We start from the raw sequence: 25,430 nt of genomic DNA, 5'->3' as shown, positions 1-25,430 counted from the left end.
TCGTCGCCCTCGTGTTCGGCGAGGTCGTCTCGCAGTTCCCGGTCTCCGGCGGCGTCTACCCGTGGGCCCGGCGCCTGTGGGGCAAGCGATGGGCCTGGATGACGGGCTGGATCTACATGCTCGCCCTCGTCGCGACGATCTCGAGCGTGACGTACGGCGCAGGTCCGTTCGTGGCCATGCTGCTGGGCATCACGCCGTCGACCCACGTCACGGTGATCTGTGCGATCGCGCTGATCCTGGTCGTCACGGTGCTCAACCTCGGCGGCACCAACCTGCTCGCCAAGGTCGCCTTCTTCGGCTTCGTGGCCGAGCTGCTCGGCGCACTCGTCGTCGGCGGCTGGCTGCTGATCGCCGAGCGCAACCACGGACTGGGCGTCATCTTCGACTCCGCCGGAGCTTGCCGGCACCGGCTCGTACCTCCCGGCGTTCTTCGCTGCAGCACTGATCGGCGTCTACCTATACTTCGGCTTCGAGGCCTGTGGCGACGTCGCCGAAGAGGTCATCGACCCGGGCACCCAGATCCCCCGGGCGATGCGCATGACGATCTACATCGGCGCCGCGGCCTCGGTGTTCATCACGCTGGCCCTGATCCTCGCCGTCCCCGACTTCGGTGCGGTCATCTCGGGCGAAGACGCCGACCCGGTCACCGCCGTGCTGTCGAACGCCTTCGGCGACGTGGGCTTCAAGGTCGTGGTCGCCGTCGTGCTGATCTCGTTCCTTTCGTGCGCACTGAGCCTGCAGGCCGCCTCGAGCCGACTGATCTACTCGTACGCTCGCGACGACATGATGCCGGGCAGCTCGAAGTTCAAGCAGTTCTCCGTCGCACGGGCCGTGCCCCCGTACGCCCTGCTCCTGTCGGCGACGATCCCGATCGTGATCATCTTGGTGTCGCAGGTCTCGGACAACGCCCTGACCCGCATCGTGTCGTTCGCCTCGCTCGGCATCTACACCGGCTTCATGATGGTCGTCATCGCGGCGCTGCGAGCCCGGCTGAAGGGCTGGGAACCGTCCGGTCGCTTCACGCTCGGACGGTGGGGACTGCCCGTGACGCTGGCGGCGCTCGCCTACCAGCTGGCCGCCGCCGTCAACATGGCGTGGCCGCGCACGCCGGACGCCGCCTGGTACGACAACTACCTCGTGCTCCTGTCGCTGGCGATCGTCGTCGGCGTGGGACTCGTGTACCTGACGGTGGTCAAGCCTCACCTGACCAGCGACGCTCCTGCTGCGGACGCCATCCCGCAGTAGGCAGGGCCCGTTCACGGCTCCTGGCTCGGTTCACCCGACCGGGAGCCGTGACTGGTTTCGGAGAAGGATTGTCACCATCGTGACGATCCTCACGACGCTCAGTTCGTCCTGACCCGTCTGCGGGTCTACCCTTTAATTTAATCGGGACACCCGAGGGAGACGTAGGAGCACCAAGGGGATGGTGGAACCTGCGGTGGACTCAGTGACCCATCGCCATTCACTTCTACGATCGATGGGTCACCGTGCACGACTTCGCGCTACAGGACAGGCAGGTGCTCCGGGACCTCGCTGACTGGATCGCTGACCGTCGAACCTCCCCCAGCCCGATCCGTCCCCCGCGCTCAGCACAGCTGCCTGAGGTCACGACAACGGGCATCGGCATCAACGCCACCTGGGCGGCACTGCGCGACGCGCTGCTGCCCACGGCCTTCCCGACCGACCACCCCCGCTACCTCGCCTTCGTCGGAGGTTCCCCGACCCCCGCCGCAGTCATCGCCGACGCGGCCTTGTCGGCGGCCTCGATCTACGGCGGCAGCGAGCTGGAGGCCGGTGACGTCGTCGCGGCCGAGCGCGTGGCGATCCAGTGGTTGTGCGACACGGTCGGCTATCCCGACACCGCCCACGGCGTCTTCGTCAGTGGCGGCTCGCTCGCCAACCTCAGTGCACTGGTCACCGCCCGGCACGGCAGAGTCGCGCCCGACGGGCGTGCCCCGGCATCGTCGTCGCCGGTGGTTCGGCCCATGCCTCGGTGGGCGCAGCCGCCGCCATCATGGGCTGCCGGGTCATCTCGGGTCGGATCGCCCGATCATCCCCTGCGAGGCAGTGACCTCGCGGCCGCCCTCGCCGACGTGGACCCCCGCGACGTCGTCGCAGTCGTCGCCAGCGCCGGCGCGACCAACACCGGCGCGATCGACTGCCTCGCCGACATCGCCGACGTGTGCGCCCAGCACGGAGTCTGGCTGCACGTCGACGCCGCCTACGGAGGCGCTGCATTGCTGTCGCCCGGCCGGCGCGCCGACTTCGACGGCATCGACCGTGCCAACTCGGTCACGATCGATCCCCACAAGTGGCTCTTCACGCCCTTCGACTGCGCAGCGGTGCTGTACCAAGATCCTCTCGTGGCTCGTGCCGCCCATCGGCAGCGCGCCGGATACCTCGACGCGGTCAACGACGCCGACGTCGACAACCCCGCCGACTACGCCGCCCACCTGTCGCGGCGAGCCCGCGGCCTGCCCGTGTGGGCCTCGCTCGTGGCCAATGGCACCGACGCCTACGTCGAGGCCGTCGAGTGCTGCCTCGCCACCGCCGAGTACGCGGCCAAGCAGATCGAGTCGAGCCCGCACCTCGAGCTCGCGAACGATCCGCATCTGTCAGTCGTGCTGTTCCGGCGACGCGGCTGGAGCGCGGAGCAGTACGCTCGCTGGTCAGAGCGAGCGCGAAGCCGTGGCATGGCACTCGTCACGCCGACGACGTTCGCCGACGAGACAGTGCTGCGGCTCTGCTTCGTCAACCCCCTGACCACGACTGCGGACGTCGACCTCGTCCTCGAGAGCCTGGAGTGCGATGCGCCCACCACTTAAGCCGACGGTCGCCTGGGTCACGCGGGCACACACCGTCGTGGCGCGGTTGTCGTGGGCCGTGCTGATCCTCGGTCTCCGGCCAACCAGTTCGCGCAGTCGGTCGCTCATCAGAGAAGCGCCGCGATCCTGCTGACCTCGCTCTCGGTCTTCTTCCCGCTGCTCCTGCTGCGCATCGCGCTGGCAGTGAGCCTGTATCCAGGACGCCGTACGGCGCTGTTGCTGCTGCTGGGTGCCGTGGCCACCTGGTCACTGGGCTCGATGTCGGTCAACGCCGCACGGATGGACGCCCAGGCTCACTTCCCGGCTCGCGGCGAATGGCTGTTCCTGGTGTCGTACCTCGGCATGGCCGGCTACCTCCTGTCGGGACGTCGATCGACGTCAGCGCCGGCCTGCCCGCAGCCGGTTGGACATCGCGATCATCTGCGGGGCGACGTCCTGTCTCGCGTCGCTGCTGCTCGTGACCCCGATCCAGCTGGCCTCCGAGCAAGAGGGACTCTCGCTTCTCCTGGCCCTGATCTACCCCATGGCCGACGTCATCTTGGCACTCGTGGTGCTCGGGCAGGCATTGCTCCTCGCGCGGACCGACCGACGCAAGTCGATCATGCTCGGCACGGCCTTCCTGCTGCTCGCCGGAGCCGACTCGGGCTTCGCCCTGCAGGTCTCGGCACGCACCTACGACTTCGGCAACTTCAGCAACGTCCTGTGGGGCGTGTCCTTCGCGATGCTGGTGGCAGCAGCGTGCCGACCCGAGCAGTCCGCGATCCGGGCCGTGCCCAAGGCCGCCGGCACCGCGATCCTGGTGACCGCCGGCATCGTGGCGCTCGCGGTGCTGACGATCCGCCCCGACGACTCGATGGCGTTCTACACGCTCCCTCCGGCGGTGCTCACGATGGGCGCCGTCGCCGCCCGCATGGCCCTGGCCCTGCGCGACGCCAACCGGGCCGAACGAGGCATTCGCCCTGTCGCAGACCGACGACCTGACCAAGCTGCCCAACCGGCGGGCCGTGCGCAGCTGGCTGGGTGATGGGCTGACCGATCGCAAGCCGTTGTCGCTGATGCTGCTCGACCTCGACGGCTTCAAGGAGATCAACGACTCGCTGGGGCACCGGGCCGGCGACACTGTCTTGATGCTCGTGGCGGTACGGATGCGGGAGGCCGTCGACCCTCACGTCCGGGTCGCCCGCCTCGGCGGAGACGAGTTCGCGATCATCCTCGACACGACCGACGAGATCGAGCTGATGGAGACGGCGCACAGCGTGCTCAGGGAACTCGCCAAGCCGATCATCGTCGACGAGATCGAGATCTGTCCCTCCGGCTCGATCGGCGTCACGATCGCCCTCAGCAGCGACGAGGACAGCAGCGACATCCTCCGACGGGCAGACGTGGCGATGTACCAGGCCAAGAACTCGGGCCTGGGCGCGGCGCTGTACGACGCCGAGCTCGACCAGTTCTCCCGCTCCCGCCTGCAGCTCGCCGAAGAGCTCCGCCGAGGAATCAGCGACGGCCAGATCGAGGTCTGGTACCAGCCGCAGCTTGACGCAGCCACGATGGAGGTGTCCGGGCTCGAGGCCCTCGTGCGCTGGCGCCATCCCACGCAAGGCCTCATCAGCCCGGTGTCGTTCCTGCCTGCCGCCCGCCGGGCCGGTCTGATGGGCCAGCTTCTCCCGACGTCGTGGCGACTCAGGCCATCAGCGACTTCCACGCACGACTCAAGGAGGGTCTCGACCTGCGGGTCGCGATCAACTGCGCCCGCCAGAGCTGCTGGGCCCAGCTTCCTGCCTCAGCTCTACGCCACGATCGCGGCGGCCGACATCCCCGTCGACCGCCTGGTCCTCGAGGTCACCGAGGACTCGTTCCTGGCCGATCCGCAGCACACCCGCGAAGTGCTCCTCGAGCCGAGGAGCAACGGCGTGCAGGTCTCGATCGACGACTACGGCACCGGCTTCTCCTCGCTCACGTACCTGCGCAACCTGCCGGTGCAGGCTAAGATCGACCGCACCCTCATCGCGAACGTCGCGACCGACGACCGCAGCCGGATGATCGTGGCCTCCACGATCCAGCTCGCGCACGCCCTCGACATGCGCATCGTCGCCGAGGGCGTGGAGAACGCCGCCGACCTTGCAGCGCTCGTGGCGATGGGGATCGACATGGTGCAGGGCTACCACCTGGCACGTCCCATGCCACCGACGCGAGTCACCCGAATGGGTGCGTGACTGGACCACCACAACGACTCGTCCGTGTCCCTGCCGCCGGCAGTAGACGCACGAGGACCTGAGCAAGACAGAGAGGAATCCCGATGACTGCTGCTCCCTTGCAGTTCGTGTTCGACCCGGTGGGCGAGCAGCTGCCGCCGCCCTGAGGTGCGAGGCCCAGGTCTTCTTGGAGACCTACGGCAACACGCCCGAGGAGTTCGACATCGAGTACGGGCCCTACGCAGACTCGACCGGCTTCATGACAGTCCTGCAGGACGATGGAGAAGCGATCGCCACGGCCCGCTTCATCGCTCCCGGATCAGCCGGGCTCAAGACGTTGAACGACGTCGGCCGCCCGCCGTGGCAGGTCGACGGCCTGCGGTCGGCACGGGCCGCAGGCGTCGATCCGGCCGTACGTGGGACGTCGCGACGATCGCGGTCCGCAAGGGTGCGGGGCGCGGCGGGCTGTGCGCCGGAGCGCTGTACCACGGGATCGTCACGGCCGCCTTCGCCAACGACATCGACTACATCGTGATGATCATGGACTCCCACGCCCGCCAGCCCTGACCGGTCTGGGCATGCAGACACAGGCGTTGCCCGGCACCAAGACCGGCGAGTACCTCGGCTCCCCCAGCAGCACCCCGTTGTGGGCCAACCTGCACCGGATGTTCGAGCGGCAGCGCATGGACAATCCCGACGCATATCGACTGATCTTCCAGGGAATCGGTTTGGACGGCATCGCCCTGCCGACCGACTGGACCTGGAATCCGGTGGCTGTGGCCACCTGACCCCTTGCGGGGGCCTGCGGCGACGCTCGGTAGTGTGCGTCGGGGCCTACGGCCCCCTATTGGGAGGTTGATCCAACGATGTTGCACGCCAGCTTGCAGGCTGTCCACGACGAGATGCTCATCCGCAATCCGGGCGAGACCGAGTTCCACCAGGCCGTGTCGGAGGTGCTCGACAGCCTCGGGCCCGTCGTCACCAAGCACCCGCAGTACGCGGATGCGGCGATCATCCGCCGCCTGTGCGAGCCCGAGCGCCAGATCATCTTCCGCGTCCCGTGGGTCGACGACGCTGGCCAGGTGCAGATCAACCGCGGCTTCCGCGTCGAGTTCAACTCCGCCCTCGGCCCCTTCAAGGGCGGGCTGCGGTTCCACCCCAGCGTCTACCTCGGCATCGTCAAGTTCCTGGGCTTCGAGCAGATCTTCAAGAACGCCCTGTCGGGTCTGCCGATCGGCGGCGGCAAGGGCGGCTCGGACTTCGACCCCAAGGGTCGCTCCGACGCCGAGGTCATGCGGTTCTGCCAGTCGTTCATGACCGAGCTCTACCGCCACATCGGCGAGTACACCGACGTCCCGGCTGGCGACATCGGCGTGGGCGGTCGCGAGATCGGCTACCTGTTCGGCCAGTACAAGCGCATCACGAACCGGTACGAGTCCGGCGTGCTGACCGGCAAGGGTCTGACCTGGGGCGGCTCGCAGGTCCGCACCGAGGCCACCGGCTACGGCCTGGTGTTCTTCGTCGACGAGATCCTGAAGGCCGGCCGCGAGTCGTTCGACGGCAAGCGCGTCATCGTCTCGGGCTCGGGCAACGTCGCGGTCTACGCGATCGAGAAGGTCCGACCAGCTCGGTGGCACCGTCATCGCGTGCTCGGACTCCAGCGGCTACGTCGTCGATCCGTCCGGCATCGACCTCGAGCTGCTCAAGGAGATCAAGGACGTCCAGCGCGAGCGCATCAGCAAGTACGCCGAGGCCCGTGGCGGCGACGTCCGCTTCATCGCCGACGGCACGATCTGGGACGTCCCGTGCGACATCGCCCTGCCGTGCGCGACGCAGAACGAGCTCGACGAGCAGCACGCCAAGACGCTCGTCGCGAATGGCTGCAAGATCGTCGCCGAGGGCGCCAACATGCCCGGTCACGCCCGACGCCACCAAGCTGCTCGTCGAGGCCGGTGTGACCTTCGCTCCGGGCAAGGCGGCCAATGCCGGCGGCGTCGCGACCAGCGCGCTGGAGATGCAGCAGAACTCGTCGCGTGACTCGTGGAGCTTCGAGCACACCGAGGAGCGCCTGGCCGACATCATGAGCGGTATCCACCAGCGCTGCCTCGAGACCGCCGACGAGTACGGCACCCCGGGCAACTACATCGCCGGCGCCAACATCAACGGGTTCACCCGGGTCGCCGACGCGATGCTGGCCCTCGGCGTCATCTGACCGACCGTCTCGTTGGTCGCGCCCTGCGTCACTCGTGGCGCAGGGCCCGGCCGAGGATGCGGAGCCGCTCGAGCAGGCGGCCGACCTCGACATGTGCCTCAGGTGTGTCGACGACCGCAGAGACCACCGCTCGCCATCGACCTCGTCGACGACCGCGAGTGCGGGATCGACTCCTTCCCGTGCCAGCGACAGCACGTCGTCACCAGCCTCGGGCGCAGGGAACCCACGCAGCCTCGTCGCCGTAACCGGCCGCGACCAGCACCGCGTCGCGCGAGCCCGAGTCCGAACAGGTCGCCGTCCTCGTCGCGGATCAGGGCCGACGCACCCGGCGCACCGGGATCGAACCACTCACGCGGCAGGCCCCGCACGATCACGACGGGCCGTCCGCCGAGCTTGCCCGCAACCAGGTCGGATGCGCTGGCGATCTCGTCGGCCACCGCGGGCGCCGTCACCGCCAGCACGTTGCCATAGGCGTCGACGACCCCGTCGAACGACAACGACGGCACGATGCCAGCCGCCCCGATCGCCAGATCGGTCTGACCGACCCGCCACGCACGCCCTGCCGTGTCGGTGATGATGACACCGACCTCGGCCCCCGTGAGCCGCTGCAGCCCCGCGCGGATGTCGCGGGCATCGCCGTCCGGATCTCGCGGCAGCGGGATGACGGTGCCGGCCTCGAGGTTCGAGGCGTCGATCCCAGCGGCCGCGAGGGTCAGGCCGCCGTGCGTGCGCACGATACGTGTCGGTCCGCGCCTGGCCACGACCCGGTCGGTCTCGGCCACCAGCAGGTCATCGCGGTTGCCCGTCGTGGCTTGCCCGGCCGCCTTGCTGACGATCTTGCTCGTCACGACGACCACGTCACCGGTCTGCAGCGGCCCGTCGAGGTGGGCGACGATGACCGCGGCCAGGTCGTCGCCGCTGCGGATCTCGCCGATTCCGTCCAGCGCCCAGATCTGCAGCGTCATCAGTCGACCAGCTCTGCGGCCAGCGCGAGCGTGTCGCGGGCCAGCTGGGCCGTCAGCACGTCGTCCGACATGTAGAGCGGAGCCGCCTGTCCCACCAGACCCGCGTCCTGCACGGCCGGCAGCTCGGCCGCATCGGCGGTGTCGAGCAACCAGCCGTCGAGCAGACCACCGGCCGACCGGGCGCCGAAGTGCCGTGCGACCCCCGAGGCGCTGATCTCGAGCCCCAGACCAGTCAACAGCTGATCGGCCATGCCGCGCACCGCGGCACCCCCGATGATGGGCGACACCCCGACGACCGGTGCCGGTGTCTCGCGCACGGCCTGAGCCACCTCGGCGACCGAGAGGATCGCCCCCGTCGACACGATCGGGTTCGACGGCGGCAAGATGACCCGGTCGGCCGTCATGATCGCCTCGACGACACCCGGCCCCGCCGTCGCCTTCTCGGCGCCGACGAACTCGAGCCCCCGCACCGGGACCGTCGCACGGAGCCGGATCCAGTACTCCTGGAAGTGCATCACGCCGTCGTCGGTCGTGATGTGGGTCTCGACCTCGTGCTCGGTCATCGGCAGCAGCCGGACTCCCGGCTGCCACCGCTCGCACAGCCGCTCGGTGACGGCGGCAAGACCGTGGCCCTCACGCAGCATCTCGGTGCGGATCAAGTGCGTCGCGAGATCGCGGTCGCCGAGACCGAACCACGTCGACCGAGCCCCCGTACGCCGTCAGATCTTCCTTGGCGTGCCAGGTCTCGTCGGTGCGGCCCCACTTGCGCTCGGGGTCGATGCCGCCGCCCAAGGTGTACATCACGGTGTCGAGATCGGGGCACACCCGCAGACCGAAGACCCAGATGTCGTCGGCCGTGTTGCCGATCACCGTGACCTCGTCGTCGGGCGCCGCCACCGCCAGCAGGCCGGAGATGAACCGAGCGCCGCCGACGCCACCTGAGAGCACCGTGATCTTCATGCGTTCATTCTGCCGGAGTGCCGCTGATGTCAGAGCGCGGACTCGATCGCCCGCCAGAACGTCGGGTAGGCGTAGATCGTGTTGCGCAGCGTCTCCACCGGGATCTCGGCGCGCACCGCGAACGCCAGCCCGGCGAGCGTCTCGCCGCCCATCGGGCCCGCGCTCGTCGCCCCCACGATCACGTCGCGCTCGGAGTCGATCACGAGCTTGACGATCCCCTCGTTGCCGACCTTGTGCAGCCACCCTCGGCTGCTCTCGGGAATCTTCGCGATGCCGATCCTGACGTCGATGCCGCGGTCGCGCGCCTGCGACTCGGTCAAGCCGACCGCCCCGATCTCCGGATCCGTGAACGTGACCCGCGGCAGGCTCGCGTCGTACGGTCCGAGCTCCTCGCCCAGGATCGATCGCGCCGCCCGCTCCGACTGGTACATCGACACGTGCGTGAACGCCCCGCGCCCCGTGATGTCGCCGATGGCCCACAAGCCGTCACGGACCTGCATCGTGTCGTCGACCTCGAGGAACCGACCCCGGCTCGACCCCGACCGTGTCGAGCCCGATGTCGTCGAGGCGTGACCTGCGTCCTGCGGCGACCAGCACCTGATCGGCCTCGAAGGTCTTGTCTTGTCCTGAGCCTGTCGAAGGGTCGCCGCAGGTCACGTGGAACCGCTGGCCGTCGTGAGCCACCGCATCGATCGAGATCCCCGCGTGCACGCCGATCCCCTCCGCCGTGAGCACGCCGGTAATCAGCCGGAGGCCTCCGGCTCTTCCACGGCGAGGATGCGTGGCGCGACCTCCAGCACCGTGACCTCGGTGCCGAACCGGGGAGAATGCCTGGGCCAGCGAGCCCGATCGCACCTCCGCCGATCACGACCATCGATGCTGGAGCCTGCTCGGCCTTCAGGATGTCGCGGTTGGTCCAGAACGGCGTGTCGGCCAGGCCCGGGATCGGCGGCGCCGAGGCCGTCGTGCCGGTGTTGAGGACGACGCCCTTCGCCGCGACGTAGGTGTCGTCACCGACGACGACCGTGCGGTCGCCGGACAGCCGGCCGTGACCGCGGACGAGACGCGCGCACCGGCCGCCGTGACCCGATCGGCGGCGACCGTGTCGTCCCAGCTGTCGGTCGCCTCGTCTCGGATCCGGCGCGCCACGACCGAGAAGTCGGGATCCACCGTCGCCGTGCCCGCCAGCTGCGCGACCCGGCGCGTCTCGGCGATGACATTGGCAGCCCGGATGATCATCTTCGACGGGATACATCCCCAGTACGGGCACTCCCCGCCACCAGCTCGGCCTCGACCGCGACGACATCGAGCCCTGCGGCAGCAAGCCGCGCCACGAGGGCCTCCCCTCCGGGACCGAGACCGACAACGACGACATCACAGGTGTGCTCAGACATGAGTTCATCGTCTGCCACGGCGCCCCTGCGCGCCAGTCATCAGCCCTCTCGAGGGCCGTGAGTCTGCAGGAACAGCACGGGGCCGTCGAGATTCGCGCCGAGGCTCCGGATCGCGCCGAGCGCCTTGGCGGTGTAGACGGGCTCCAGCTCCAGTCCGAGGCGGGCGGCCACGTCGATAGCCTCGGTGCCGGCCTGCGTCGTCGCCCCGTACGTCTCGCCCATCCACTCGTCGCTCGCCACCAGGTCGTCGGGCGTCAGCTCTGACCGGCACGTCGGCGCCACGCTCGCGCAGGAGCCTCGCAGTCCGGTTGGCCAGATCGCTGATCGTGACGGCGTCGAGCCGGAACGAGTTCGTTGACCACGACACCCAGCACCCGCGTGCTCAGCCCGGCCAGTCGCAGCCCCAGCAGCAGACCGGCCGCGGTGCCACCAGAGCCCACCGCCGTCACGATCGTGGCCGGCTCGGGCATGACCCCCGCCTCGACCTGGGCAGCGATCTCCAGCGCGGTGTCGACATACGCCAGGCTGCCGACAGGTGACGAGCCCCCTGCCGGAAGGTAGTACGGCAGGCGCCCGCGCGTCGAGTAGCGGGCGAGCAGCCACGGCGCAGCAAGCTTGAGCCTGCCGACCGTCCGGTACCGGTGCAGGACCGCCCCCGACTCACCGAGCCGGCGCAGCTGGTCGCGCACGTGGTCGTCGACCGGCTGGTCGACCAGGCCCAGCACGGTGCGCAATCCGTGCTCGCGGCCGTAGAGCGCGGCGGCGAGACCCCAATGGGTGCCGATCCCACCCACCGTGAACAGCGTCGAGCGGCCACGCCGATGGGCCTCCGGAATGATCCACTCGAGCTCGCGGACCTTGTTGCCTCCCCATCCGCCGTCACCGAACCCGCTCTCGTCCTTGACCCAGACATCGTCTCGATCAGGAAGCTCCAGCCGCTGCACCGGTGTCGGCCCGGTGCCTAGCCGGAAGTGCGGCAGATCAGCGGCGGGAAAGCGTCCACCCAACAGGCTCATCGGAGATCTTCGGAGCGCGCTCGCGGTTCGCGCCACCGGATGATGCTGTAGACCAGCAGCCCCAGTGCCGCGGCAGCTGACGTGAAGATGCCCAGCGCGGTGACCCAGCCGGCCGCCGGCAGGCCCGGACCGAAGCCGACGCCCAGAACCTCGAACTCGGGGATCGTCGGCTCGATCCACCACACGACACCCAGGAACACGAGCCAGAACACGCCGAGCAGGCTGAACAGGATGCGGGGCCAGGTGGCGACACCGAACTTGGCTGCAGCGATCGCACTGCGCTCGAGCGGTTCGAGCAGACGCTGCGCCCACACGTAACGACGGGCCAACAGAGCGATTCCGGCCATCAGCACCAAGGTGCCCGGACCCGGCGCCGGCATCATGATGATGCCGACCGGCACCAGGATCCAGCCGAGGATCTCTGTGCCCGTTCGCTGGAGCCAACCCTTCGCAGCAGCCCCGAAACTCATGAGGACAGTCTGCCGCATACCCCACAATTCAGATGGCGCAACCCGCCGTGTGCCGGTTGACTTGCACCTGTGAACATCGCCTCATCCTTGCTCTCCCTCGCCGAGGAGACCCTCGGCCTCACCCTTCCCATCCGGCTGCGCGCCTGGGACGGCAGCGAGGCCGGTGTGCCCGGCGCACCGGTCGTCGTGATCGCGAACAAGCGCGCCCTGCGCCACATCATCTGGCAGCCCGGCGAGCTCGGCGTCGCCCGCGCCTACGTCCAGGGAGACCTCGACGTCGAGGGCGACCTCGGCGACGGCCTCCGTGCCATGTGGAATGCCGTGCGCGACGCCCGCACCCTCGACGCGTCCGCCGGCCGGCCGAAGATCGGCCCCCGGCAGGCTGCCAAGGCTGCTGCCCTGGCGCTGCGACTCGGTGTCATCGGTCGACGTCCGCCGGCTCCGGCCGCCGAGTCGGCCTTGACCGGCGAGCTGCACAGCAAAGAACGCGACCAGGCAGCGATCTCGCACCACTACGACCTGTCGAATGACTTCTACGAGCTGATCCTCGACCCGAACATGGCGTACTCCAGCGGCTTCCACGTCACGCCGGAGATGACGCTCGAGGAGGCACAGACCGGCGAAGCTGCACCTGATCTGCAGGAAGCTCGGCCTGCAGCCCGGCATGCGGATGGTCGACATCGGCTCCGGCTGGGGCTCCCTGACGCTGTTCGCCGCCGAGCACTACGGCGTCCACGTCACCGGGGTGACTCTCTCGGTCGAACAGCGCGACTACGTGCTGGCCCGCGCAGCCGAGCGAGGACTGTCCGACAAGGTCGACGTGAGCCTGCTCCACTTCCGTGACCTCGAGGCCTCGGGCGTCCACGACGGCGAGATCGACGCGATCGCCTCGATCGAGATGGGCGAGCACGTCGGCGACGCCGAGTACGTCGTGTTCACCAGCTCGATCTTCCGCTACCTCAAGCCCTGCGGCCGGGTGCTGATCCAGCAGATGTCACGCAGCAACGATGCCCCCGGCGACCGGCCCGGCGGCGGGCCGTTCATCGAGACGTACATCGCCCCCGACATGCACATGAAGCCACTGGCCAAGACCATCGGGCTGATCGCCGACTCGGGTCTCGAGATCCGTGACGTGCAGGCAATGCGCGAGCACTATCCGCAGACCGTCGCCGGGTGGGCAGCCAAGCTCGAGGACAGCTGGGACACCGCGGTCAAGCTGATCGGCGAGGAGTACGCCCGCGTCTGGCGGTTGTACCTCGTCGGCGGCGCGCTGGCCTTTGAGGAGAACCGCATGGGCGTCGACCAGATCCTGGCGGTCAAGCCGTCGCCGCGCGGCGTCAGCAACATGCCGGCCACCCCCCTGGCGTGGCTCGCATGATCGACAACGACCTCTCGCAGACCGTCGCGAGCCTGATCGGCGGTCTGTCGACCGTCGTGGCGTTCATGGCGCTGGGCCTGGGCCTCGCGCAGCTGCAGAAGAAGCTGACCGTCGTCGACACGATGTGGGGCATCGGCTTCGTGCTCGTGGCCCTCCAGGCCGCTTTCGTCGCCTCGGGTGGGGACGGCGACTCGTCGATCCGCTGGATCCTGCTCGCCATGGTGGGCGTGTGGGGACTACGGCTCGCCTGGTACCTGCACCGCCGCAACAACGGTCAGGCCGAGGACCCGCGGTACGCCGACCTCGCCGAGCGCGATGGCCGCTCGTTCACCCGGGTCGCCCTGACGCGGGTGTTCCTGCCCGAGGGCATCGCGATGTTCCTGGTCGCGACGCCCATCATGGTGGGTGTCAACAATCTCGAGGTCTCGACGCCGCTGCTCGTCCTCGGCGTCCTCGTGTGGGCTGTCGGGCTGTTCTTCGAGGCGGTCGGCGATGCGCAGCTGGCCGCGTTCAAGGCTGATCCTGCCAACAAGGGCAAGATCATGGACCAGGGACTGTGGCGCTACACCCGGCACCCGAACTACTTCGGCGACGCCTGCGTGTGGGCCGGCATCTGGATCGTCGTCGCCGGCTCCTCGGTGGGCCTGGCCACGATCATCAGCCCGCTCGCGATGACGCTCTTCCTGACCAAGGTCACCGGCGCATCCCTCAACGAGAAGGGCATGAAGAAGACCAAGCCAGGCTACGACGAGTACGTCCGCCGCACCTCCGGCTTCATCCCCCTCCCACCCAAACGCTGACGAGGTAGTTACCGCCCCTTGGGGAGGTGGTTATCGCCCTACGGGAGGGCGAAAACCCACTCGCCGCGGGGCCATAACCCCCTCCTCAGCGGGGATTAGGCGGAGACGAAGATGTGGATCGCGGCTTCGGTGTCGATCTCGGCGGTCTCACCCTGACGGGCGACGACGACGCCGTCGTGTCCCTGCGAGACCAGGACGTCATTGCCGGGCAGGACGCCCACGCGACGCAGCACCGACATGACGTCGGTGTCGGTCTGCAGCGGCTCGCTGATGCGACGGATCACGAGCCGCACCGGCTCGGTCGCCCCCTTGACCGCGACCGTCATGGGCACGACGCCATCGAGGTAGTCGGGCTCGGCGGCCGGCTGGCCCAGCTCGGCCAGGCCGGGGATCGGGTTGCCGTACGGCGACTCGGTGGGGTGCTCGAGGATCTCGATCAGGCGACGTTCGACCTGCTCGGACATCACGTGCTCCCAGCGGCACGCCTCTTCGTGGACGTACTCGATCTCGAGACCGATGATGTCGGTCAGCAGCCGCTCGGCCAGCCGGTGCTTGCGCATCACGCGGGTCGCGAGCTGACGGCCCTTGACCGAGAAGCCGAGGTGACGGTCGCCCTCGACTGCCAGCAATCCATCACGCTCCATGCGTGCCACGGTCTGGCTGACCGTCGGTCCGCTCTGGTGGAGGCGTTCGGCGATGCGCGCACGCAGCGGGACGATGCCCTCCTCCTCCAGCTCGTAGACCGTGCGAAGGTACATCTCTGTGGTGTCGATGAGGTCGCTCACGCGCCCATTGTTCCATGCCCTGCGAACATTGCGACCAACTATGAGAATGGGACCCATGACAACGTCCGTGATGTGGTTCCGGCGCGATCTGCGCATCGACGACAACCCCGCGATTCTGGCGGCCGTCGAGGCCGGCAGCGACGGCGTGGTCCCGCTCTTCGTGCTGGACGACACACTCTGGGCTTCGGGCACCTCCGTGCGAGCGGCCTACCTGTCACACCTCCTGGCCGAGCTCTCCGACCGCATCGGCGGGCTGCACGTCGCGCACGGCGATCCGGTCGCCGAGGTCGTGCGCATCGCACGGGCAGTGGGAGCGTCGAGCGTCCATGTCGCAGCCGACTACGGGCCGTACGGCGCCGCCCGCGACCGCGCCGTCGAGGCCGAGCTCGACCGCCACGGCATCGCGCTCGTCCGCACCGGTTCGGCGTACGCCGTCGCACCCGGCCGGGTCACCAAGGACGACGGGACAGGCTACCGGGTCTTCACGCCGTACTTCCGCGCCTGGCAGCAGCACGGGTGGCGCGGCCCGGCCGAACCTGCGCGTGACGTGCCCTGGATCCGTCCCGACGTCGAACCCGTCGTCCTGCCCGAGGTCGAGGCCCCCGAGGGCATGTCGTGGCCGGCAGCCGGCGAGGACGCAGCACGTGAGCGGTGGCGCGAGTTCTTGGCCGACGACGTCGCCGACTACGACTCCGCCCGCGACCTCCCTGGCCCCGACCGGACGTCCCGCATGTCGGCCCACCTGCGCTGGGGGACGATCCACCCGCGCACGATGCTGGCCGATCTCGCACCGCTCCGCTCTGCCGGCGCACAGGCGTACGCCAGGGAGCTGGCCTTCCCGCGAGTTCTACGCCGATGTGCTGCACCAGCGGCCTGACTCCGCGTTCGGCTACTACAACCGGACGTTCGAGCACATGGACTACGACCTGCCCGGTGACGACTTCGTGGCCTGGCAGCAGGGACGGACCGGGATCCCGATCGTCGACGCCGGCATGCGGCAGCTCCTCGCCGAAGGCTGGATGCACAACCGGGTCCCGGATGATCGTGGCCAGCTTCCTGGTCAAGGACCTGCACGTCGAGTGGCAGCACGGCGCCCGGCACTTCATGGACCTGCTGATCGACGGCGACCTGGCGTCCAACCAGCACGGTTGGCAGTGGGTCGCCGGATCAGGCACCGACGCGTCGCCGTACTTCCGCATCTTCAACCCCATGACGCAGGGCAAGAAGTTCGATCCGGACGGCGAGTACGTCCGGCGGTGGGTTCCCAGCTCGCTGACGTCGGCTCACGACACGTCCACACCCCCTGGGAACTGACCGGCCGCCGGCCGACTACCCGGCGCCGATCGTCGACCACGCGGAGGAGCGCGTCGAGTCGCTGCGGCGCTACGACGCGATTCGTCCGGCTCGGTAGGGTCGGGGCATGGTGACGATCCCGGCACAGTTCAACGGTCCCGACCATTCCGGCAACGGCGGCTACGTCGCGGGCATGATCGCGCACGAGCTGGGTCGGGACACCCCCGTGACGTCGACCCTGAGGCTGCCACCTCCTCTCGACGTCCCCTGAGCTGGGAGCACGACGGTGACACCGTGCGGCTGCTGACCGCCGGCGGTGCAGTTGTGGGTGACGCCCAGCCAGGCAGCTTCGCCCGCGACGTCCCGCCGTCCCCGACGCTGCAGCAGGCCGAGCAGGGACTGGCCGACTACCCCGGATTCCACCAGCACCCCTTCGACCGTTGCTTCACGTGCGGCGTGGCCCGCGACGAGGGCGACGGTCTGCGGATCTTCACCGGCCGATCGACGACCGCCGAACCGCAGCTCTTTGGAGCCCGCACGCCGCCTTCGGCGGAGCAGATGGACTCCTCGACGAACCCACGACGTGGGCGGCCCTCGACTGTCCCGGCGGCTGGGCGGCTGATTTCATTGCCCAGCCCATGGTGCTCGGACGCATGACCGCCCAGGTGCTTCGTGCACCGCATGCCGGCGAGCAGCTCATCGCCGTCGGTGAGCTCGACACCCGCGACGGTCGCAAGTTCCTCACCAACACTGCCCTGTACACCGTCGACGGCGAGCTGCTCGGTCGCGCGGAGCAGGTCTGGATCCAGATCGACCTGGAGCACTTCCGCTGACGCCGTGCCACGTCGTGCCGGACCGCGAGGGCAGGCGTAACATCGGCTGACGTGCCGCGGCTGTCGATCTCTCATCTCCTCGCGGACACCCGCCCCCTGCGCAACCAGCACTTCCGGCGCCTCTGGGTCGCCAACATCATCACGGTCATCGGCGCCCAGCTGACGGTCGTGGCAGTGCCGGCTCAGCTGTACCTCGACACCGGTGAGTCGTTGTTCGTCGGGCTCGCCGGTGTCTTCGGTCTTGTCCCTCTCGTGTTCTTCGGGCTGTACGGCGGCGCGCTCGCCGATGTCTTCGACCGGCGCACGATGCTGATCATCACGACGGTCGGCCTGATCGTCACGAGCGGGCTGTTCTGGCTGCAGGCTGCGCTCGGCAACACGAATCCGTGGCTGCTGCTGTCGCTGTTCGCGGTCCAGCAGGCCTTCTTCGCGGTCAACCAACCGACGCGCGCGGCGATCATCCCCGAGCTTCGTCCCGGTCGAGCCTCCCCTGCCGGCCAACTCGCTGCAACATGACCGTCACGATGGCCGGCGCCATCGCGGCCCCCTCGTCGCCGGGGTCCTGATCCCGATCATCGGCTTCGAGTGGATGTACCTGCTCGACACGTTCTCGCTGTTCGCGACGCTCAGCGCCGTCATGGCGCTGCCGAGCCTCAAGGTCATCGACGCAGCCACGAGCGTGCCGGGGTTCCGGGCCGTCGTCGACGGATTCGTCTTATCTTGCGCACCCAGCCGGTGCTGCTGATGTCGTTCGTGGTCGACCTGATCGCGATGGTCTTCGGCATGCCGCGCGCGCTGTTCCCCGAGATCGCCCACAAGTCGTTCGACGGCCCGGATGCCGGAGGCCTGGTGTTCGCGCTGCTCTTCGCTGCGATCCCCGCCGGTGCCGTGATGGGCGGGGTCTTCAGCGGCTGGGGTCTCGCGCGTGCACCGTCAGGGGCTCGCGGTGGTCGTCTGCATCGTGATCTGGGGACTGTCGATGACCGGGTTCGGGGTCGCGGTCGCCCTGGCCGACCGCTGGTTGACCCCGATGCTCGTGATCGCCCTGGTGATGCTGGTGATCGGCGGCGCGGCCGACATGGCGTCGGCCGCGTTCCGCACCAGCATGCTGCAGGCCGCGGCCGACGACGCGATGCGAGGACGGCTGCAGGGCGTCTTCATCGTGGTCGTGGCCGGCGGCCCGCGCATCGCCGACACCCTGCACGGCGCCACCGCCGCGGCTGTCGGGACGGCGGCAGCCGCAGCCGGCGGGGGCGCGCTGGTAGTCGTCGGCGTCGTCGTCGCGGCGCTGGCCGTCCCGTCATTCGTGCGCTACCGCATCACCCGCTGACCTCCTGCGGCCGGAGTCGCAGCTCGCGGCGACATCCCGGCGGCGACGACGGCCGCGACGAGCAGCGCGGCGACCGAGAACCACCAGGTCGCGACGAATCCGTCCATCGCCGCAAGCCCCTGGTCGCTGCCGATGATCGCGAACAGGACGCTGACGCCGATCACGAAGCCGATCTGCCGCGACATCGTCACGATCGCGCTGCCGGTCGCCGACTGGTCGGGGCGTAGATCGTGAGTGGCACCGGCCATCAGGTTGGGCAGGGCGAACCCCACCCCGATGCCGCTGAGCAGCCATCCCGGCAGGTAGGACGTCAGGTACTCCGGTGAGTTGCCCATCCGGGCGACGAGCCAGATGTTGCCGAGCGCGCAGAGGACCGAACCGATCGCCACGAGCCTGGCCGCCGACATGGACGGCAGCAGCCGGTGTGTCAGGACGGCCGTCACCGGGACGAGTGCCGGACCGGCCGCGATCGCAAAGCCCGTGCGCAGCGCGGAGTACCCCCAGATCTGCTGCAGCCACAGGATCCCGACGAGCAAGCGGGCGGCGAAGGCGATGTTGAACGTGAGCATCGCGAGATTGGTGTACCGGAACGTCCGCACCCGGAGCAGCGCCGGGTGGATCACCGGCGAGACGTGCCGGCGAGACTGCCAGACGAATGCCGCGGCAAGTGCGGCGGCCGCAGCGAACGCACCGGCGGTTCGTCCGCTGGTCCAGCCCCAGTCGTTGCTCTTGGTCAGTCCGAGCGCCAGCAGACCGACCGCCCCGGCGAACAGGCTCGCCCCGACGAGGTCCGGCCGCGGTGCGTCGCTGTCGGCCGCCGCCTCGTCGACTGCGGTCACGGCAAGCCACAGCAGGACAGCCCCGACCGGGATGTTGATCAGGAAGACCCAGTGCCACGAGACCTGGGTCAGCACGCCGCCCACGGTCGGGCCGAACGCGGCGGCCAGCGCACCGGTCGCGGCCCACAGCCGGACTGCTCCGACTCGCTTCTCCGGAGGTAGGGCCGCCATCAGGATCCCGAGGCTCGCGGGGGTCATGGCTGCTGCTCCGGCTGCTTGGGCCGCCCGGAACCCGACGAGCGACCACACGTCTGCGCTGACCGCGCACGCGGCGCTGGCGGCGACGAAGACGATGAGCCCGGCGATGAACAGGCGCTTGCGACCGTAGCGATCGGCCAGACGTCCGAACGGCACCAGCAGCGCGGCGTAGACGACCGCATAGGCGCTCAAGACCCAGCTCAGGTCGGCGGCGGTGGGCCCGCCGGACGTGCCGACGCCGAGGTCTCGACCGATGTCGTCGAAGGCCACGTTGACGACGAACAGATCGAGGCTCGACATGAAGGCGGCACCGATCGTCGCGAGGACCACGAACTTGGTCCGTCGCGAGCTCATTGGCTGACTAGATATTTGCATAGTCAGAGACTGTATCGGCTGACTATGGTTTTGCCTAGCCAGTCCTGTATCGTCAGACCATGCCGATGCAGCTCGCAGGTCGCCTCGCCGCGACCGACCGCACCTCCCCCGGAGACCACTGCCCCGTTGATCGCGCCATGCAGGTCGTGGGCACCCGCTCCGCGATGCTCCTGATGCGCGAGGCCGCCTACGGCACGACCCGGTTCGACGAGTTCGCGACGCGCGTCGGCATCAGCGACGCGATCGCGTCATCGCGACTGCGCGAGCTCGTCGACGCCGGGCTGCTCGAGCGACGCCCCTACCGCGAGCCGGGCCAACGCACCCGACACGAGTACGTCCTGACCGAGAGTGGCAACGACCTCGTCCCCGTCGTGCTCGCCCTCGCCGAGTGGGGACGCAAGCACGCTCCCGCTCGCTGGTCACCGCGCTTCACCCACGCCGGCTGCGAGGCCGACGTGACCGTCACGGTCGGCTGCACCGCCGGTCACCAGCTCGACACCGAGGACGTCGTGGTCACGGGCTGACTGGCCGCATACTGGGTGTGTGCCCAGACGCGAGCTCAGCATCGAGCAGGTTCAACGGTGGGTCATCTCGTTCCTGATCCTCGCGGTGTCGTCCTTCCCCCTCGGAGCGATGACCGCCGCGATCGCGATGCTGGTCGACGACGACCGCCGCAGCGATGCGATCTTGCTGCTGGTCGTGATGGCCGTGATCGGCGTGCTGGCGCTCGGCGCGATCAGGCTCGTGCACCGGCGCCCGCCGCTGTCACCGTGGATCGCGTTCGGGTCGCTCCCCGCAATCGCTGCTGCAGCCTGGGTGTTCAGCAGCTAACGTCGCTCCCACGAGCTGAGCACCGATCGGCCGAATCGCCTCACTTCAACCGGTCGGAACTCCTTGGACAGGCCCTGAAACTCGATTTCTTCGCCCTTCTCGCCTGGGGCATAAAAACTCGTCGTCCACACTCGTTCAACATGATCGGGGACCGAGTCGAAGCGAAAGATCTGCATCGTCTGGAAACGGCCCACCATAGGCGCCGAAAAACGGAAGTGAGCTCGTCCACACCAGGACGAGCGCATCACCCGGATCGGCCGACTGCGCCAAGTCATGCGTCAGGGCGCGCAAGTTGTCCAGATGCGACGCGGGTTGCCTCAGTGCACGCTGCTCATCGAGGCCGAGCAACGCGACCAACGCCACAACCACTGCCACGACCATGGCGACGACAGGTGTTCGCGCGCGCGACCTCCACCGCTCGGCAACCCGGCCAAGCAGCTGGGCAGCACCGACCACTCCCGCGCCGACCAGCAGGCACCACGCCGGAAGGACGAACAACAGGTACCGTCCGATAAACATCGGGAGGTACTGCGAGACCAAGAAGCCGACCAGGATCGGCGCCAATGCCCACGACACGAGCAGAGATCTGCCACGAATGAACCCCAGCCCGATCACGCCAGCCACCACCAACACCGTGTTGAGGCCACGTGTTGTGCCGTAGAACTCGAACTGCTGCAGCAAGCCTCCCACCCCGGCTTGGCGATCCAGCCGATCTGACCACTTTGGGACGAGCCGATCAGGATCATGGGGAGCAGCAGCACCAGCGAGCACGCCCATGCCGGCACCACACGTCGCAGCGCTGCTCGCGCCTCCCACAAGACATACGTGCCATGCGCCAGCAGCAGGAGCAGCGCATAGATGTTCAGGTAGCCCAGCACTGTCGTGATCAGGACGTAGGACGCGAACCGTTCCTTGGTCAGTCGCTCACTCAGCCTCAGCAAGGCAAGGGTCGAGAACACTGCTGCCGCGCTGACCAGCGCGTACGGTCGGGCCTCCTGGGCATACCGTGAACCAACCGGAATGAGTGCGTACACCACGCCTGCACAGGTACCTGCGACCTGTCCGGACAGCCGACGGCCCAGCAGGACGATGCCCAGCGCTGTGAGCGCAAAGGCGACCACCGACGGCAGCCGCACACCAACCTCGATCGGACCAATCCAGGCCGTGGCCCTCGCGATCAGGTAGTACAACGCGTGCACCGCGTCCTGGTCGCCCCAATCGCGCAACGCGTCACCCAGGGATGAGTCAGTGAAGTACACCGTCACCGACTCGTCACGCCACAGCGACGGAACCGTGATCGACCAGAACCCCACCACGGCCGCCAGGGCTGCCGGCCCCAGCAGAGCAACCAGCCTCCATCGCTCAAGGGCCGGGCGCGACAGTTGATTCACGTCGGTGGACCCTACCTGAGTCAGCCGGGACGTGCTCCCTCTTCGTCAGATCCGGGTCTCCCCGACCAGCGCCATGAACGTCGGACGACGCGGCAGGACCCCGGTCGCCAGCCGAGGGACGCGACGTCCGGTGCCGCTCGTGCCGGCCGGACACCGATCACCGCGCGGACGACCAGCACCGGCAGGACCACTGCAGCGACCAGCACCACGATCAGCCAGGTCGCCCGCCCCGTCGAGGCCAGCACCGCGGCGACGAGTGACCCCCCTCCGACGTACACCGCTGCCCACAGGGCCGAACCGGCCAACGAAGCCGGCAGGAACCGCCGGTAGGCCAGTCCCGATGCCCCGGCGACCGCCGGCGTGACGGTGCGCACGACCGGCACGAGACGGGTCAGGAAGATCGCTGCACCGCCCCGCCGGCGCAGGACGCCGGTGGCACGGTCGTAGTGCTGCTGGCCGAGCCGCCGCACGAGTGTCGTCTCGCGCAGTGCCTCGCCGTAGCGTCGTCCCAGCAAGAAGCCGACATGGTCACCGAGGCAGGCGCCGGTCATGACGGCCGCCCCCAGCAGCACGGTCTGCCACGGCGAGTCCATCGTCGCGGCCAGCACGACGACTGCGGTCTCCCCCGGAACGAACATCCCGAGGCCGAGGCCGGACTCGGCGAACGCCAGGGCAAGGCCCAGTCCGAGCGTCAGCGTGACACCTGTCATGCCTCCACGATCGGCCGCCAAGGCGACCAACCGTCATGGTCAAGGTGACTGGCAGATGAACCTCAGTCGTCGAGCAGACCCAGCAGGTAGGCGCCGTAGCCGCTCTTGGCATAGGCCGCAGCCTGCGCCCGGAGACCGTCGTCGGACAGCATGCCGGTGCGCCAGGCAGCTTCTTCGGGGCAGCCGATCGACAGACCCTGCCGCTTCTGGACCGTGCGGATGAACTCACCCGCCTCGCCCAACGAGTCGAACGTCCCAGTGTCGAGCCAGGCGACACCGCGCTCCAGCACGTCGACCCGCAGTCGTCCCTCTTCGAGGTAGATGCGGTTGAGGTCGGTGATCTCCAGCTCGCCGCGAGCAGATGGCTTGAGGTCTGCCGCCTTCTCGACGACGTCGTTGCCGTAGAAGTACAGGCCCGGAACGGCGAAGTGGCTGCGCGGCTCCTCGGGCTTCTCCTCCAACGAGATCGCCTGTCCGGTCGCGTCGAACTCCACGACGCCGTATGCCTTCGGGTCATCGACGCGGTAGCCGAAGATCACGGCACCATCGACGTCGGTGAACCTCGACAGCTGGTGCCCGAGCCCGGCCCCGTAGAAGATGTTGTCGCCCAGCACCAACGCGACGGACTCGTCACCGATGTGGTCCGCACCGATCACGAAGGCCTGCGCGAGACCGTCAGGGCTCGGCTGGACGGCGTACGTGATGGAGATGCCGAGCTGCGAGCCATCTCCCAGCAGGCGCTGGAACTGCTCGGCGTCGTGCGGCGTCGTGATCATCAGGACGTCCGACACGCCCGCCAGGATCAGCGTCGAGAGCGGGTAGTAGATCATGGGCTTGTCGTAGACCGGCAGCAGCTGCTTGCTGACCGCTGTCGTGACCGGGTGGAGACGTGAACCGGTTCCACCGGCAAGAATGATTCCGCGCATCCGGACATGGTAGCGAGAGCCAGGACCTCACTGACTAGGCTGAGGGTATGCAGACTGTTCTCGTGACCGGTGGCGCCGGCTTCATCGGTTCCAACTTCGTACGTCACCTGATCGAGGCAACTGACGTCTCGGTCACGGTTCTCGACAAGCTGACCTATGCGGCGAGCCGCGAGAGCATCGACGACCTGCCGCTCGATCGCTGCAAGCTCGTCGTCGGTGACATCGCGGATGCCGCCCTGGTCGACGAGCTCGTCAGCCGTCATGACGCCGTCGTGCACTTCGCCGCAGAGTCCCACAACGACAACTCGCTCAACGACCCGAGCCCGTTCGTGCAGACCAACCTGGTGGGAACCTTCGTCCTGCTCGAGGCTGTGCGCAAGCACGATCGTCGCTTTCACCACGTGTCGACCGACGAGGTGTACGGCGACCTCGACCTCGACGACCCGAGCCGGTTCACCGAGTCGACCCCCTACGAGCCGTCGAGCCCGTACTCGGCGACGAAGGCCGGCTCCGACCTGCTCGTCCGGGCCTGGGTCCGGTCGTTCGGCGTGCGCGCCACGATCAGCAACTGCTCCAACAACTACGGCCCCTACCAGCACGTCGAGAAGTTCATCCCGCGACAGATCACCCAGCTCATCGACGGTTCGCGACCGAAGGTCTACGGAGACGGCCTCAACGTCCGCGACTGGATCCACGTCGAGGACCACAGCCGGGCGGTGCTGACGATCCTCGACCGGGGCCAGATCGGCGAGACCTACCTGATCGGCGCCGACGGCGAACGCAACAACCGTGACGTCGTCGGCACAGCTGCTGAACCTGTTCGACCGCGAGGCCGACGACTTCGACCACGTCACCGACCGGGCCGGTCACGATCGCCGCTACGCGATCGACTCCACCAAGCTGCGCGCCGAGCTCGGCTGGCAGCCGACGTTCGCCGACTTCGAGGCAGGCCTGGCTGCGACGGTCGACTGGTACCGCGCCAACGAGTCGTGGTGGCGTCCAGCCAAGGCCACGACGGAGTCGATGTACGAGCGACAGGGGCAGTGACCGTGACGACCGTCCTCACGTACGGCACGTTCGACCTGTTCCACATCGGGCACCTCAACCTCATCAACCGGCTGTCCGCGTTGGGTGACCGCCTGATCATCGGCGTATCGACCGACGAGTTCAACGCCGGCAAGGGCAAGACCTCCGTCGTGTCGTACGAAGATCGGGCCCAGATCATCAGCAGCATCAAGGGCGTCGACCAAGTCATCCCCGAGACCTCGTGGGAGCAGAAGATCACCGACATCAAGAAGCACGGTGTCGACGTCTTCGCGATCGGTGATGACTGGCGCGGCAAGTTCGACGAGCTGAGCGAGCTGTGCGAGGTCGTCTACCTGCCGCGCACCGACGGCATCTCCAGCACCGAGATCAAGCAGATGCTCCGGGTCCTCGACCCTTCGCACATCACCGAGATGCAAGACGCCCTCGCGGTCATGAGCCGCCTCCTCGAGCACTACCGGGATCTCACATGAGCGAATTGACCCTCACCACCACGCCCATTCCTGGTCTGGTGGTCCTGCGGCTGCCCGTCCACGGCGACAACCGCGGCTGGTTCAAGGAGAACTGGCAGCGCGAGAAGATGATCGCCGCCGGGCTGCCCGACTTCGGCCCCGTGCAGCACAACATCTCGTTCAACACGTCGGCTGGCGCGACCCGTGGCAT

Annotated in this window: 35 protein-coding genes and 7 pseudogenes; 25 read left to right on the top strand and 17 right to left on the bottom strand. The window is 68.4% G+C overall.

All coding sequences use genetic code 11. The features are described 5' to 3' along the window. Nucleotides 1-11 precede the first annotated feature (11 nt). From ACHMWU_RS10060 to ACHMWU_RS10050, 3 genes and pseudogenes are all read left to right on the top strand, one after another. Nucleotides 12-272 (top strand): annotated as a pseudogene (locus ACHMWU_RS10060) (amino acid permease); the annotation flags it as partial. Nucleotides 273-441: 169 nt separating this feature from the next. Beyond that, the gene (locus ACHMWU_RS10055) at nt 442-1,245 is read left to right on the top strand and encodes an APC family permease (RefSeq protein ID WP_396046616.1); all 804 of its coding nucleotides are present in this window, start codon (nt 442-444) and stop codon (nt 1,243-1,245) included. 272 nt (nt 1,246-1,517) lie between these two features. Further along, nucleotides 1,518-2,825 carry a pyridoxal phosphate-dependent decarboxylase family protein gene (locus tag ACHMWU_RS10050; RefSeq protein WP_396043380.1) on the top strand — a complete coding sequence of 436 codons (1,308 nt, stop codon included), beginning with the start codon at nt 1,518-1,520 and terminating at the stop codon, nt 2,823-2,825. A 107-nt stretch (nt 2,826-2,932) separates the two neighbouring features. On the opposite strand, the gene ACHMWU_RS10045 is transcribed toward ACHMWU_RS10050, so the two are convergent. Continuing rightward, nucleotides 2,933-3,094: a hypothetical protein gene (locus tag ACHMWU_RS10045; RefSeq protein WP_396043378.1), complete on the bottom strand. Its 162-nt coding sequence runs from the start codon at nt 3,092-3,094 to the stop codon at nt 2,933-2,935. Nucleotides 3,095-3,228: 134 nt separating this feature from the next. Between ACHMWU_RS10045 and ACHMWU_RS10040 the strand changes: the two genes are divergently transcribed. From ACHMWU_RS10040 to gdhA, 5 genes and pseudogenes are all read left to right on the top strand, one after another. Beyond that, a complete protein-coding gene (locus ACHMWU_RS10040) occupies nt 3,229-3,849 on the top strand; it encodes a hypothetical protein (RefSeq protein ID WP_396043376.1) in 621 nt (206 codons plus the stop codon). Further along, nucleotides 3,830-5,038 (top strand): putative bifunctional diguanylate cyclase/phosphodiesterase, encoded by a 1,209-nt coding sequence (locus ACHMWU_RS10035; protein WP_396043374.1) that lies wholly within the window; start codon nt 3,830-3,832, stop codon nt 5,036-5,038. The genes ACHMWU_RS10040 and ACHMWU_RS10035 overlap by 20 nt, the downstream gene beginning before the upstream one ends. Nucleotides 5,039-5,377: 339 nt before the next feature. Next, on the top strand, nt 5,378-5,584 hold the full coding sequence (locus ACHMWU_RS10030; RefSeq protein WP_396043372.1) for a hypothetical protein: 207 nt from the start codon (nt 5,378-5,380) through the stop codon (nt 5,582-5,584). 11 nt (nt 5,585-5,595) lie between these two features. Continuing rightward, complete coding sequence (locus tag ACHMWU_RS10025; protein ID WP_396043370.1) at nt 5,596-5,805, top strand: hypothetical protein; 210 nt, start codon at nt 5,596-5,598, stop codon at nt 5,803-5,805. Nucleotides 5,806-5,883: 78 nt separating this feature from the next. Further along, a pseudogene (gene gdhA, locus ACHMWU_RS10020) lies at nt 5,884-7,229 on the top strand (NADP-specific glutamate dehydrogenase). 98 nt (nt 7,230-7,327) lie between these two features. Here gdhA and cofE read toward each other — a convergent pair. From cofE to ACHMWU_RS09970, 10 genes and pseudogenes are all read right to left on the bottom strand, one after another. After that, complete coding sequence (cofE, locus tag ACHMWU_RS10015; protein ID WP_396043368.1) at nt 7,328-8,194, bottom strand: coenzyme F420-0:L-glutamate ligase; 867 nt, start codon at nt 8,192-8,194, stop codon at nt 7,328-7,330. Continuing rightward, entirely contained in the window at nt 8,194-8,853 is a 660-nt protein-coding gene (locus tag ACHMWU_RS10010) for a 2-phospho-L-lactate transferase CofD family protein (RefSeq protein ID WP_396043367.1), read from the bottom strand. The genes cofE and ACHMWU_RS10010 overlap by 1 nt, the downstream gene beginning before the upstream one ends. After that, on the bottom strand, nt 8,828-9,154 hold the full coding sequence (locus tag ACHMWU_RS10005; RefSeq protein ID WP_396043366.1) for a 2-phospho-L-lactate transferase CofD family protein: 327 nt from the start codon (nt 9,152-9,154) through the stop codon (nt 8,828-8,830). The genes ACHMWU_RS10010 and ACHMWU_RS10005 overlap by 26 nt, the downstream gene beginning before the upstream one ends. A 29-nt stretch (nt 9,155-9,183) precedes the next feature. Next, entirely contained in the window at nt 9,184-9,654 is a 471-nt protein-coding gene (locus ACHMWU_RS10000) for a hypothetical protein (protein ID WP_396043365.1), read from the bottom strand. Further along, nucleotides 9,641-9,889, bottom strand: a complete 249-nt coding sequence (locus tag ACHMWU_RS09995; RefSeq protein WP_396046972.1) for a hypothetical protein — start codon at nt 9,887-9,889, stop codon at nt 9,641-9,643. Before ACHMWU_RS09995 ends, ACHMWU_RS10000 begins: the two co-directional genes overlap by 14 nt. Before the next feature lie 166 nt (nt 9,890-10,055). Then, nucleotides 10,056-10,409: pseudogene (locus ACHMWU_RS09990) on the bottom strand (hypothetical protein); the annotation flags it as partial. Then, nucleotides 10,390-10,548, bottom strand: coding sequence for a hypothetical protein (locus ACHMWU_RS09985; RefSeq protein WP_396046970.1), 159 nt, complete (start codon nt 10,546-10,548; stop codon nt 10,390-10,392). The gene ACHMWU_RS09985 and the pseudogene ACHMWU_RS09990, both read right to left, overlap by 20 nt. 39 nt (nt 10,549-10,587) lie before the next feature. Next, a complete protein-coding gene (locus tag ACHMWU_RS09980) occupies nt 10,588-10,788 on the bottom strand; it encodes a hypothetical protein (RefSeq protein ID WP_396043363.1) in 201 nt (66 codons plus the stop codon). A gap of 14 nt (nt 10,789-10,802) precedes the next feature. Continuing rightward, nucleotides 10,803-11,564, bottom strand: a complete 762-nt coding sequence (locus ACHMWU_RS09975) for a pyridoxal-phosphate dependent enzyme (protein WP_396043361.1) — start codon at nt 11,562-11,564, stop codon at nt 10,803-10,805. Next, nucleotides 11,561-12,034 (bottom strand): PGPGW domain-containing protein, encoded by a 474-nt coding sequence (locus ACHMWU_RS09970; RefSeq protein ID WP_396043359.1) that lies wholly within the window; start codon nt 12,032-12,034, stop codon nt 11,561-11,563. Before ACHMWU_RS09970 ends, ACHMWU_RS09975 begins: the two co-directional genes overlap by 4 nt. A gap of 309 nt (nt 12,035-12,343) precedes the next feature. On the opposite strand from ACHMWU_RS09970, the pseudogene ACHMWU_RS09965 reads away from it, so the two are divergent. The 3 genes and pseudogenes from ACHMWU_RS09965 to ACHMWU_RS09955 all read left to right on the top strand — a co-directional run. Then, nucleotides 12,344-12,592 (top strand): annotated as a pseudogene (locus tag ACHMWU_RS09965) (SAM-dependent methyltransferase); the annotation flags it as partial. Nucleotides 12,593-12,698: 106 nt separating this feature from the next. Then, the gene (locus ACHMWU_RS09960; RefSeq protein ID WP_396043357.1) at nt 12,699-13,412 is read left to right on the top strand and encodes a class I SAM-dependent methyltransferase; all 714 of its coding nucleotides are present in this window, start codon (nt 12,699-12,701) and stop codon (nt 13,410-13,412) included. After that, entirely contained in the window at nt 13,409-14,212 is an 804-nt protein-coding gene (locus ACHMWU_RS09955; protein WP_396043355.1) for a DUF1295 domain-containing protein, read from the top strand. The genes ACHMWU_RS09960 and ACHMWU_RS09955 overlap by 4 nt, the downstream gene beginning before the upstream one ends. Before the next feature lie 95 nt (nt 14,213-14,307). Here the strand turns inward: ACHMWU_RS09955 and ACHMWU_RS09950 are convergent, their stop codons facing one another. After that, a complete protein-coding gene (locus ACHMWU_RS09950; RefSeq protein ID WP_396043353.1) occupies nt 14,308-14,997 on the bottom strand; it encodes a metal-dependent transcriptional regulator in 690 nt (229 codons plus the stop codon). Between the two features lie 55 nt (nt 14,998-15,052). Here ACHMWU_RS09950 and ACHMWU_RS09945 point away from each other — a divergent pair, with 55 nt between their 5' ends. The 9 genes and pseudogenes from ACHMWU_RS09945 (at nt 15,053) to ACHMWU_RS09905 (ending at nt 18,453) form a co-directional block, all read left to right on the top strand. Further along, nucleotides 15,053-15,874: a deoxyribodipyrimidine photo-lyase gene (locus ACHMWU_RS09945; protein WP_396043351.1), complete on the top strand. Its 822-nt coding sequence runs from the start codon at nt 15,053-15,055 to the stop codon at nt 15,872-15,874. Beyond that, nucleotides 15,855-15,971 (top strand): annotated as a pseudogene (locus tag ACHMWU_RS09940) (hypothetical protein); the annotation flags it as partial. The gene ACHMWU_RS09945 and the pseudogene ACHMWU_RS09940, both read left to right, overlap by 20 nt. Before the next feature lie 70 nt (nt 15,972-16,041). Beyond that, nucleotides 16,042-16,311, top strand: a complete 270-nt coding sequence (locus tag ACHMWU_RS09935) for an FAD-binding domain-containing protein (RefSeq protein ID WP_396043349.1) — start codon at nt 16,042-16,044, stop codon at nt 16,309-16,311. Nucleotides 16,312-16,417: 106 nt separating this feature from the next. After that, on the top strand, nt 16,418-16,561 hold the full coding sequence (locus tag ACHMWU_RS09930; RefSeq protein WP_396043347.1) for a hypothetical protein: 144 nt from the start codon (nt 16,418-16,420) through the stop codon (nt 16,559-16,561). Nucleotides 16,562-16,584: 23 nt separating this feature from the next. Then, nucleotides 16,585-16,947 carry a hypothetical protein gene (locus ACHMWU_RS09925; protein ID WP_396043345.1) on the top strand — a complete coding sequence of 121 codons (363 nt, stop codon included), beginning with the start codon at nt 16,585-16,587 and terminating at the stop codon, nt 16,945-16,947. Continuing rightward, nucleotides 16,944-17,123 carry a hypothetical protein gene (locus tag ACHMWU_RS09920; RefSeq protein ID WP_396043343.1) on the top strand — a complete coding sequence of 60 codons (180 nt, stop codon included), beginning with the start codon at nt 16,944-16,946 and terminating at the stop codon, nt 17,121-17,123. The genes ACHMWU_RS09925 and ACHMWU_RS09920 overlap by 4 nt, the downstream gene beginning before the upstream one ends. 51 nt (nt 17,124-17,174) lie before the next feature. After that, complete coding sequence (locus ACHMWU_RS09915) at nt 17,175-17,639, top strand: MFS transporter (protein WP_396043341.1); 465 nt, start codon at nt 17,175-17,177, stop codon at nt 17,637-17,639. Nucleotides 17,640-17,712: 73 nt separating this feature from the next. Then, complete coding sequence (locus ACHMWU_RS09910) at nt 17,713-17,868, top strand: hypothetical protein (RefSeq protein WP_396043339.1); 156 nt, start codon at nt 17,713-17,715, stop codon at nt 17,866-17,868. Nucleotides 17,869-18,069: 201 nt separating this feature from the next. After that, complete coding sequence (locus ACHMWU_RS09905) at nt 18,070-18,453, top strand: hypothetical protein (RefSeq protein ID WP_396043337.1); 384 nt, start codon at nt 18,070-18,072, stop codon at nt 18,451-18,453. Here the strand turns inward: ACHMWU_RS09905 and ACHMWU_RS09900 are convergent. After that, entirely contained in the window at nt 18,435-19,820 is a 1,386-nt protein-coding gene (locus ACHMWU_RS09900; RefSeq protein ID WP_396043335.1) for an MFS transporter, read from the bottom strand. The genes ACHMWU_RS09905 and ACHMWU_RS09900 overlap by 19 nt on opposite strands. A 104-nt stretch (nt 19,821-19,924) precedes the next feature. On the opposite strand from ACHMWU_RS09900, the gene ACHMWU_RS09895 reads away from it, so the two are divergent. Next, on the top strand, nt 19,925-20,389 hold the full coding sequence (locus tag ACHMWU_RS09895) for a winged helix-turn-helix transcriptional regulator (protein WP_396043333.1): 465 nt from the start codon (nt 19,925-19,927) through the stop codon (nt 20,387-20,389). 19 nt (nt 20,390-20,408) lie between these two features. Further along, nucleotides 20,409-20,696, top strand: coding sequence for a hypothetical protein (locus ACHMWU_RS09890; protein ID WP_396043331.1), 288 nt, complete (start codon nt 20,409-20,411; stop codon nt 20,694-20,696). 135 nt (nt 20,697-20,831) lie between these two features. Here the strand turns inward: ACHMWU_RS09890 and ACHMWU_RS09885 are convergent, their stop codons facing one another. The 4 genes from ACHMWU_RS09885 to rfbA all read right to left on the bottom strand — a co-directional run bounded on the left by ACHMWU_RS09885 (nt 20,832) and on the right by rfbA (nt 23,723). Continuing rightward, entirely contained in the window at nt 20,832-21,311 is a 480-nt protein-coding gene (locus tag ACHMWU_RS09885) for a hypothetical protein (RefSeq protein WP_396043329.1), read from the bottom strand. Next, a complete protein-coding gene (locus ACHMWU_RS09880; RefSeq protein ID WP_396043327.1) occupies nt 21,308-22,087 on the bottom strand; it encodes a glycosyltransferase family 39 protein in 780 nt (259 codons plus the stop codon). The genes ACHMWU_RS09885 and ACHMWU_RS09880 overlap by 4 nt, the downstream gene beginning before the upstream one ends. A gap of 20 nt (nt 22,088-22,107) precedes the next feature. Next, nucleotides 22,108-22,797: a DedA family protein gene (locus ACHMWU_RS09875; protein WP_396043325.1), complete on the bottom strand. Its 690-nt coding sequence runs from the start codon at nt 22,795-22,797 to the stop codon at nt 22,108-22,110. Between the two features lie 62 nt (nt 22,798-22,859). Then, nucleotides 22,860-23,723 (bottom strand): glucose-1-phosphate thymidylyltransferase RfbA, encoded by an 864-nt coding sequence (rfbA, locus tag ACHMWU_RS09870; protein WP_396043323.1) that lies wholly within the window; start codon nt 23,721-23,723, stop codon nt 22,860-22,862. Between the two features lie 47 nt (nt 23,724-23,770). On the opposite strand from rfbA, the pseudogene rfbB reads away from it, so the two are divergent. From rfbB to ACHMWU_RS09855, 3 genes and pseudogenes are all read left to right on the top strand, one after another. Beyond that, nucleotides 23,771-24,770, top strand: a pseudogene (gene rfbB, locus ACHMWU_RS09865) (dTDP-glucose 4,6-dehydratase). Continuing rightward, entirely contained in the window at nt 24,713-25,240 is a 528-nt protein-coding gene (locus ACHMWU_RS09860) for an adenylyltransferase/cytidyltransferase family protein (RefSeq protein WP_396043321.1), read from the top strand. Before rfbB ends, ACHMWU_RS09860 begins: the two are co-directional and overlap by 58 nt. Further along, nucleotides 25,237-25,425 (top strand): annotated as a pseudogene (locus tag ACHMWU_RS09855) (dTDP-4-dehydrorhamnose 3,5-epimerase family protein); the annotation flags it as partial. The gene ACHMWU_RS09860 and the pseudogene ACHMWU_RS09855, both read left to right, overlap by 4 nt. Nucleotides 25,426-25,430: the final 5 nt, after the last annotated feature.

This window comes from Aeromicrobium sp. UC242_57, from assembly GCF_044452305.1.
Classification (GTDB): domain Bacteria; phylum Actinomycetota; class Actinomycetes; order Propionibacteriales; family Nocardioidaceae; genus Aeromicrobium.
The sequence above is the reverse complement of the archived record's forward strand: the minus strand, read 5'-3'. Positions and strand labels throughout refer to the sequence as shown.

What these genes read in the sequence shown, in the direction of transcription:
- ACHMWU_RS10025 (WP_396043370.1), top strand. Translation starts at nt 5,596, where the DNA reads ATGCAGACACAGGCGTTGCCCGGCACCAAGACCGGCGAGTACCTCGGC.
- cofE (WP_396043368.1), bottom strand. Translation starts at nt 8,194, where the DNA reads ATGACGCTGCAGATCTGGGCGCTGGACGGAATCGGCGAGATCCGCAGC.
- ACHMWU_RS10005 (WP_396043366.1), bottom strand. Translation starts at nt 9,154, where the DNA reads ATGAAGATCACGGTGCTCTCAGGTGGCGTCGGCGGCGCTCGGTTCATC.
- ACHMWU_RS10000 (WP_396043365.1), bottom strand. Translation starts at nt 9,654, where the DNA reads ATGCAGGTCCGTGACGGCTTGTGGGCCATCGGCGACATCACGGGGCGC.
- ACHMWU_RS09985 (WP_396046970.1), bottom strand. Translation starts at nt 10,548, where the DNA reads ATGTCTGAGCACACCTGTGATGTCGTCGTTGTCGGTCTCGGTCCCGGA.
- ACHMWU_RS09975 (WP_396043361.1), bottom strand. Translation starts at nt 11,564, where the DNA reads ATGAGCCTGTTGGGTGGACGCTTTCCCGCCGCTGATCTGCCGCACTTC.
- ACHMWU_RS09970 (WP_396043359.1), bottom strand. Translation starts at nt 12,034, where the DNA reads ATGAGTTTCGGGGCTGCTGCGAAGGGTTGGCTCCAGCGAACGGGCACA.
- ACHMWU_RS09960 (WP_396043357.1), top strand. Translation starts at nt 12,699, where the DNA reads ATGCGGATGGTCGACATCGGCTCCGGCTGGGGCTCCCTGACGCTGTTC.
- ACHMWU_RS09955 (WP_396043355.1), top strand. Translation starts at nt 13,409, where the DNA reads ATGATCGACAACGACCTCTCGCAGACCGTCGCGAGCCTGATCGGCGGT.
- ACHMWU_RS09945 (WP_396043351.1), top strand. Translation starts at nt 15,053, where the DNA reads ATGACAACGTCCGTGATGTGGTTCCGGCGCGATCTGCGCATCGACGAC.
- ACHMWU_RS09930 (WP_396043347.1), top strand. Translation starts at nt 16,418, where the DNA reads ATGGTGACGATCCCGGCACAGTTCAACGGTCCCGACCATTCCGGCAAC.
- ACHMWU_RS09920 (WP_396043343.1), top strand. Translation starts at nt 16,944, where the DNA reads ATGACCGCCCAGGTGCTTCGTGCACCGCATGCCGGCGAGCAGCTCATC.
- ACHMWU_RS09910 (WP_396043339.1), top strand. Translation starts at nt 17,713, where the DNA reads ATGTACCTGCTCGACACGTTCTCGCTGTTCGCGACGCTCAGCGCCGTC.
- ACHMWU_RS09895 (WP_396043333.1), top strand. Translation starts at nt 19,925, where the DNA reads ATGCCGATGCAGCTCGCAGGTCGCCTCGCCGCGACCGACCGCACCTCC.
- ACHMWU_RS09875 (WP_396043325.1), bottom strand. Translation starts at nt 22,797, where the DNA reads ATGACAGGTGTCACGCTGACGCTCGGACTGGGCCTTGCCCTGGCGTTC.
- rfbA (WP_396043323.1), bottom strand. Translation starts at nt 23,723, where the DNA reads ATGCGCGGAATCATTCTTGCCGGTGGAACCGGTTCACGTCTCCACCCG.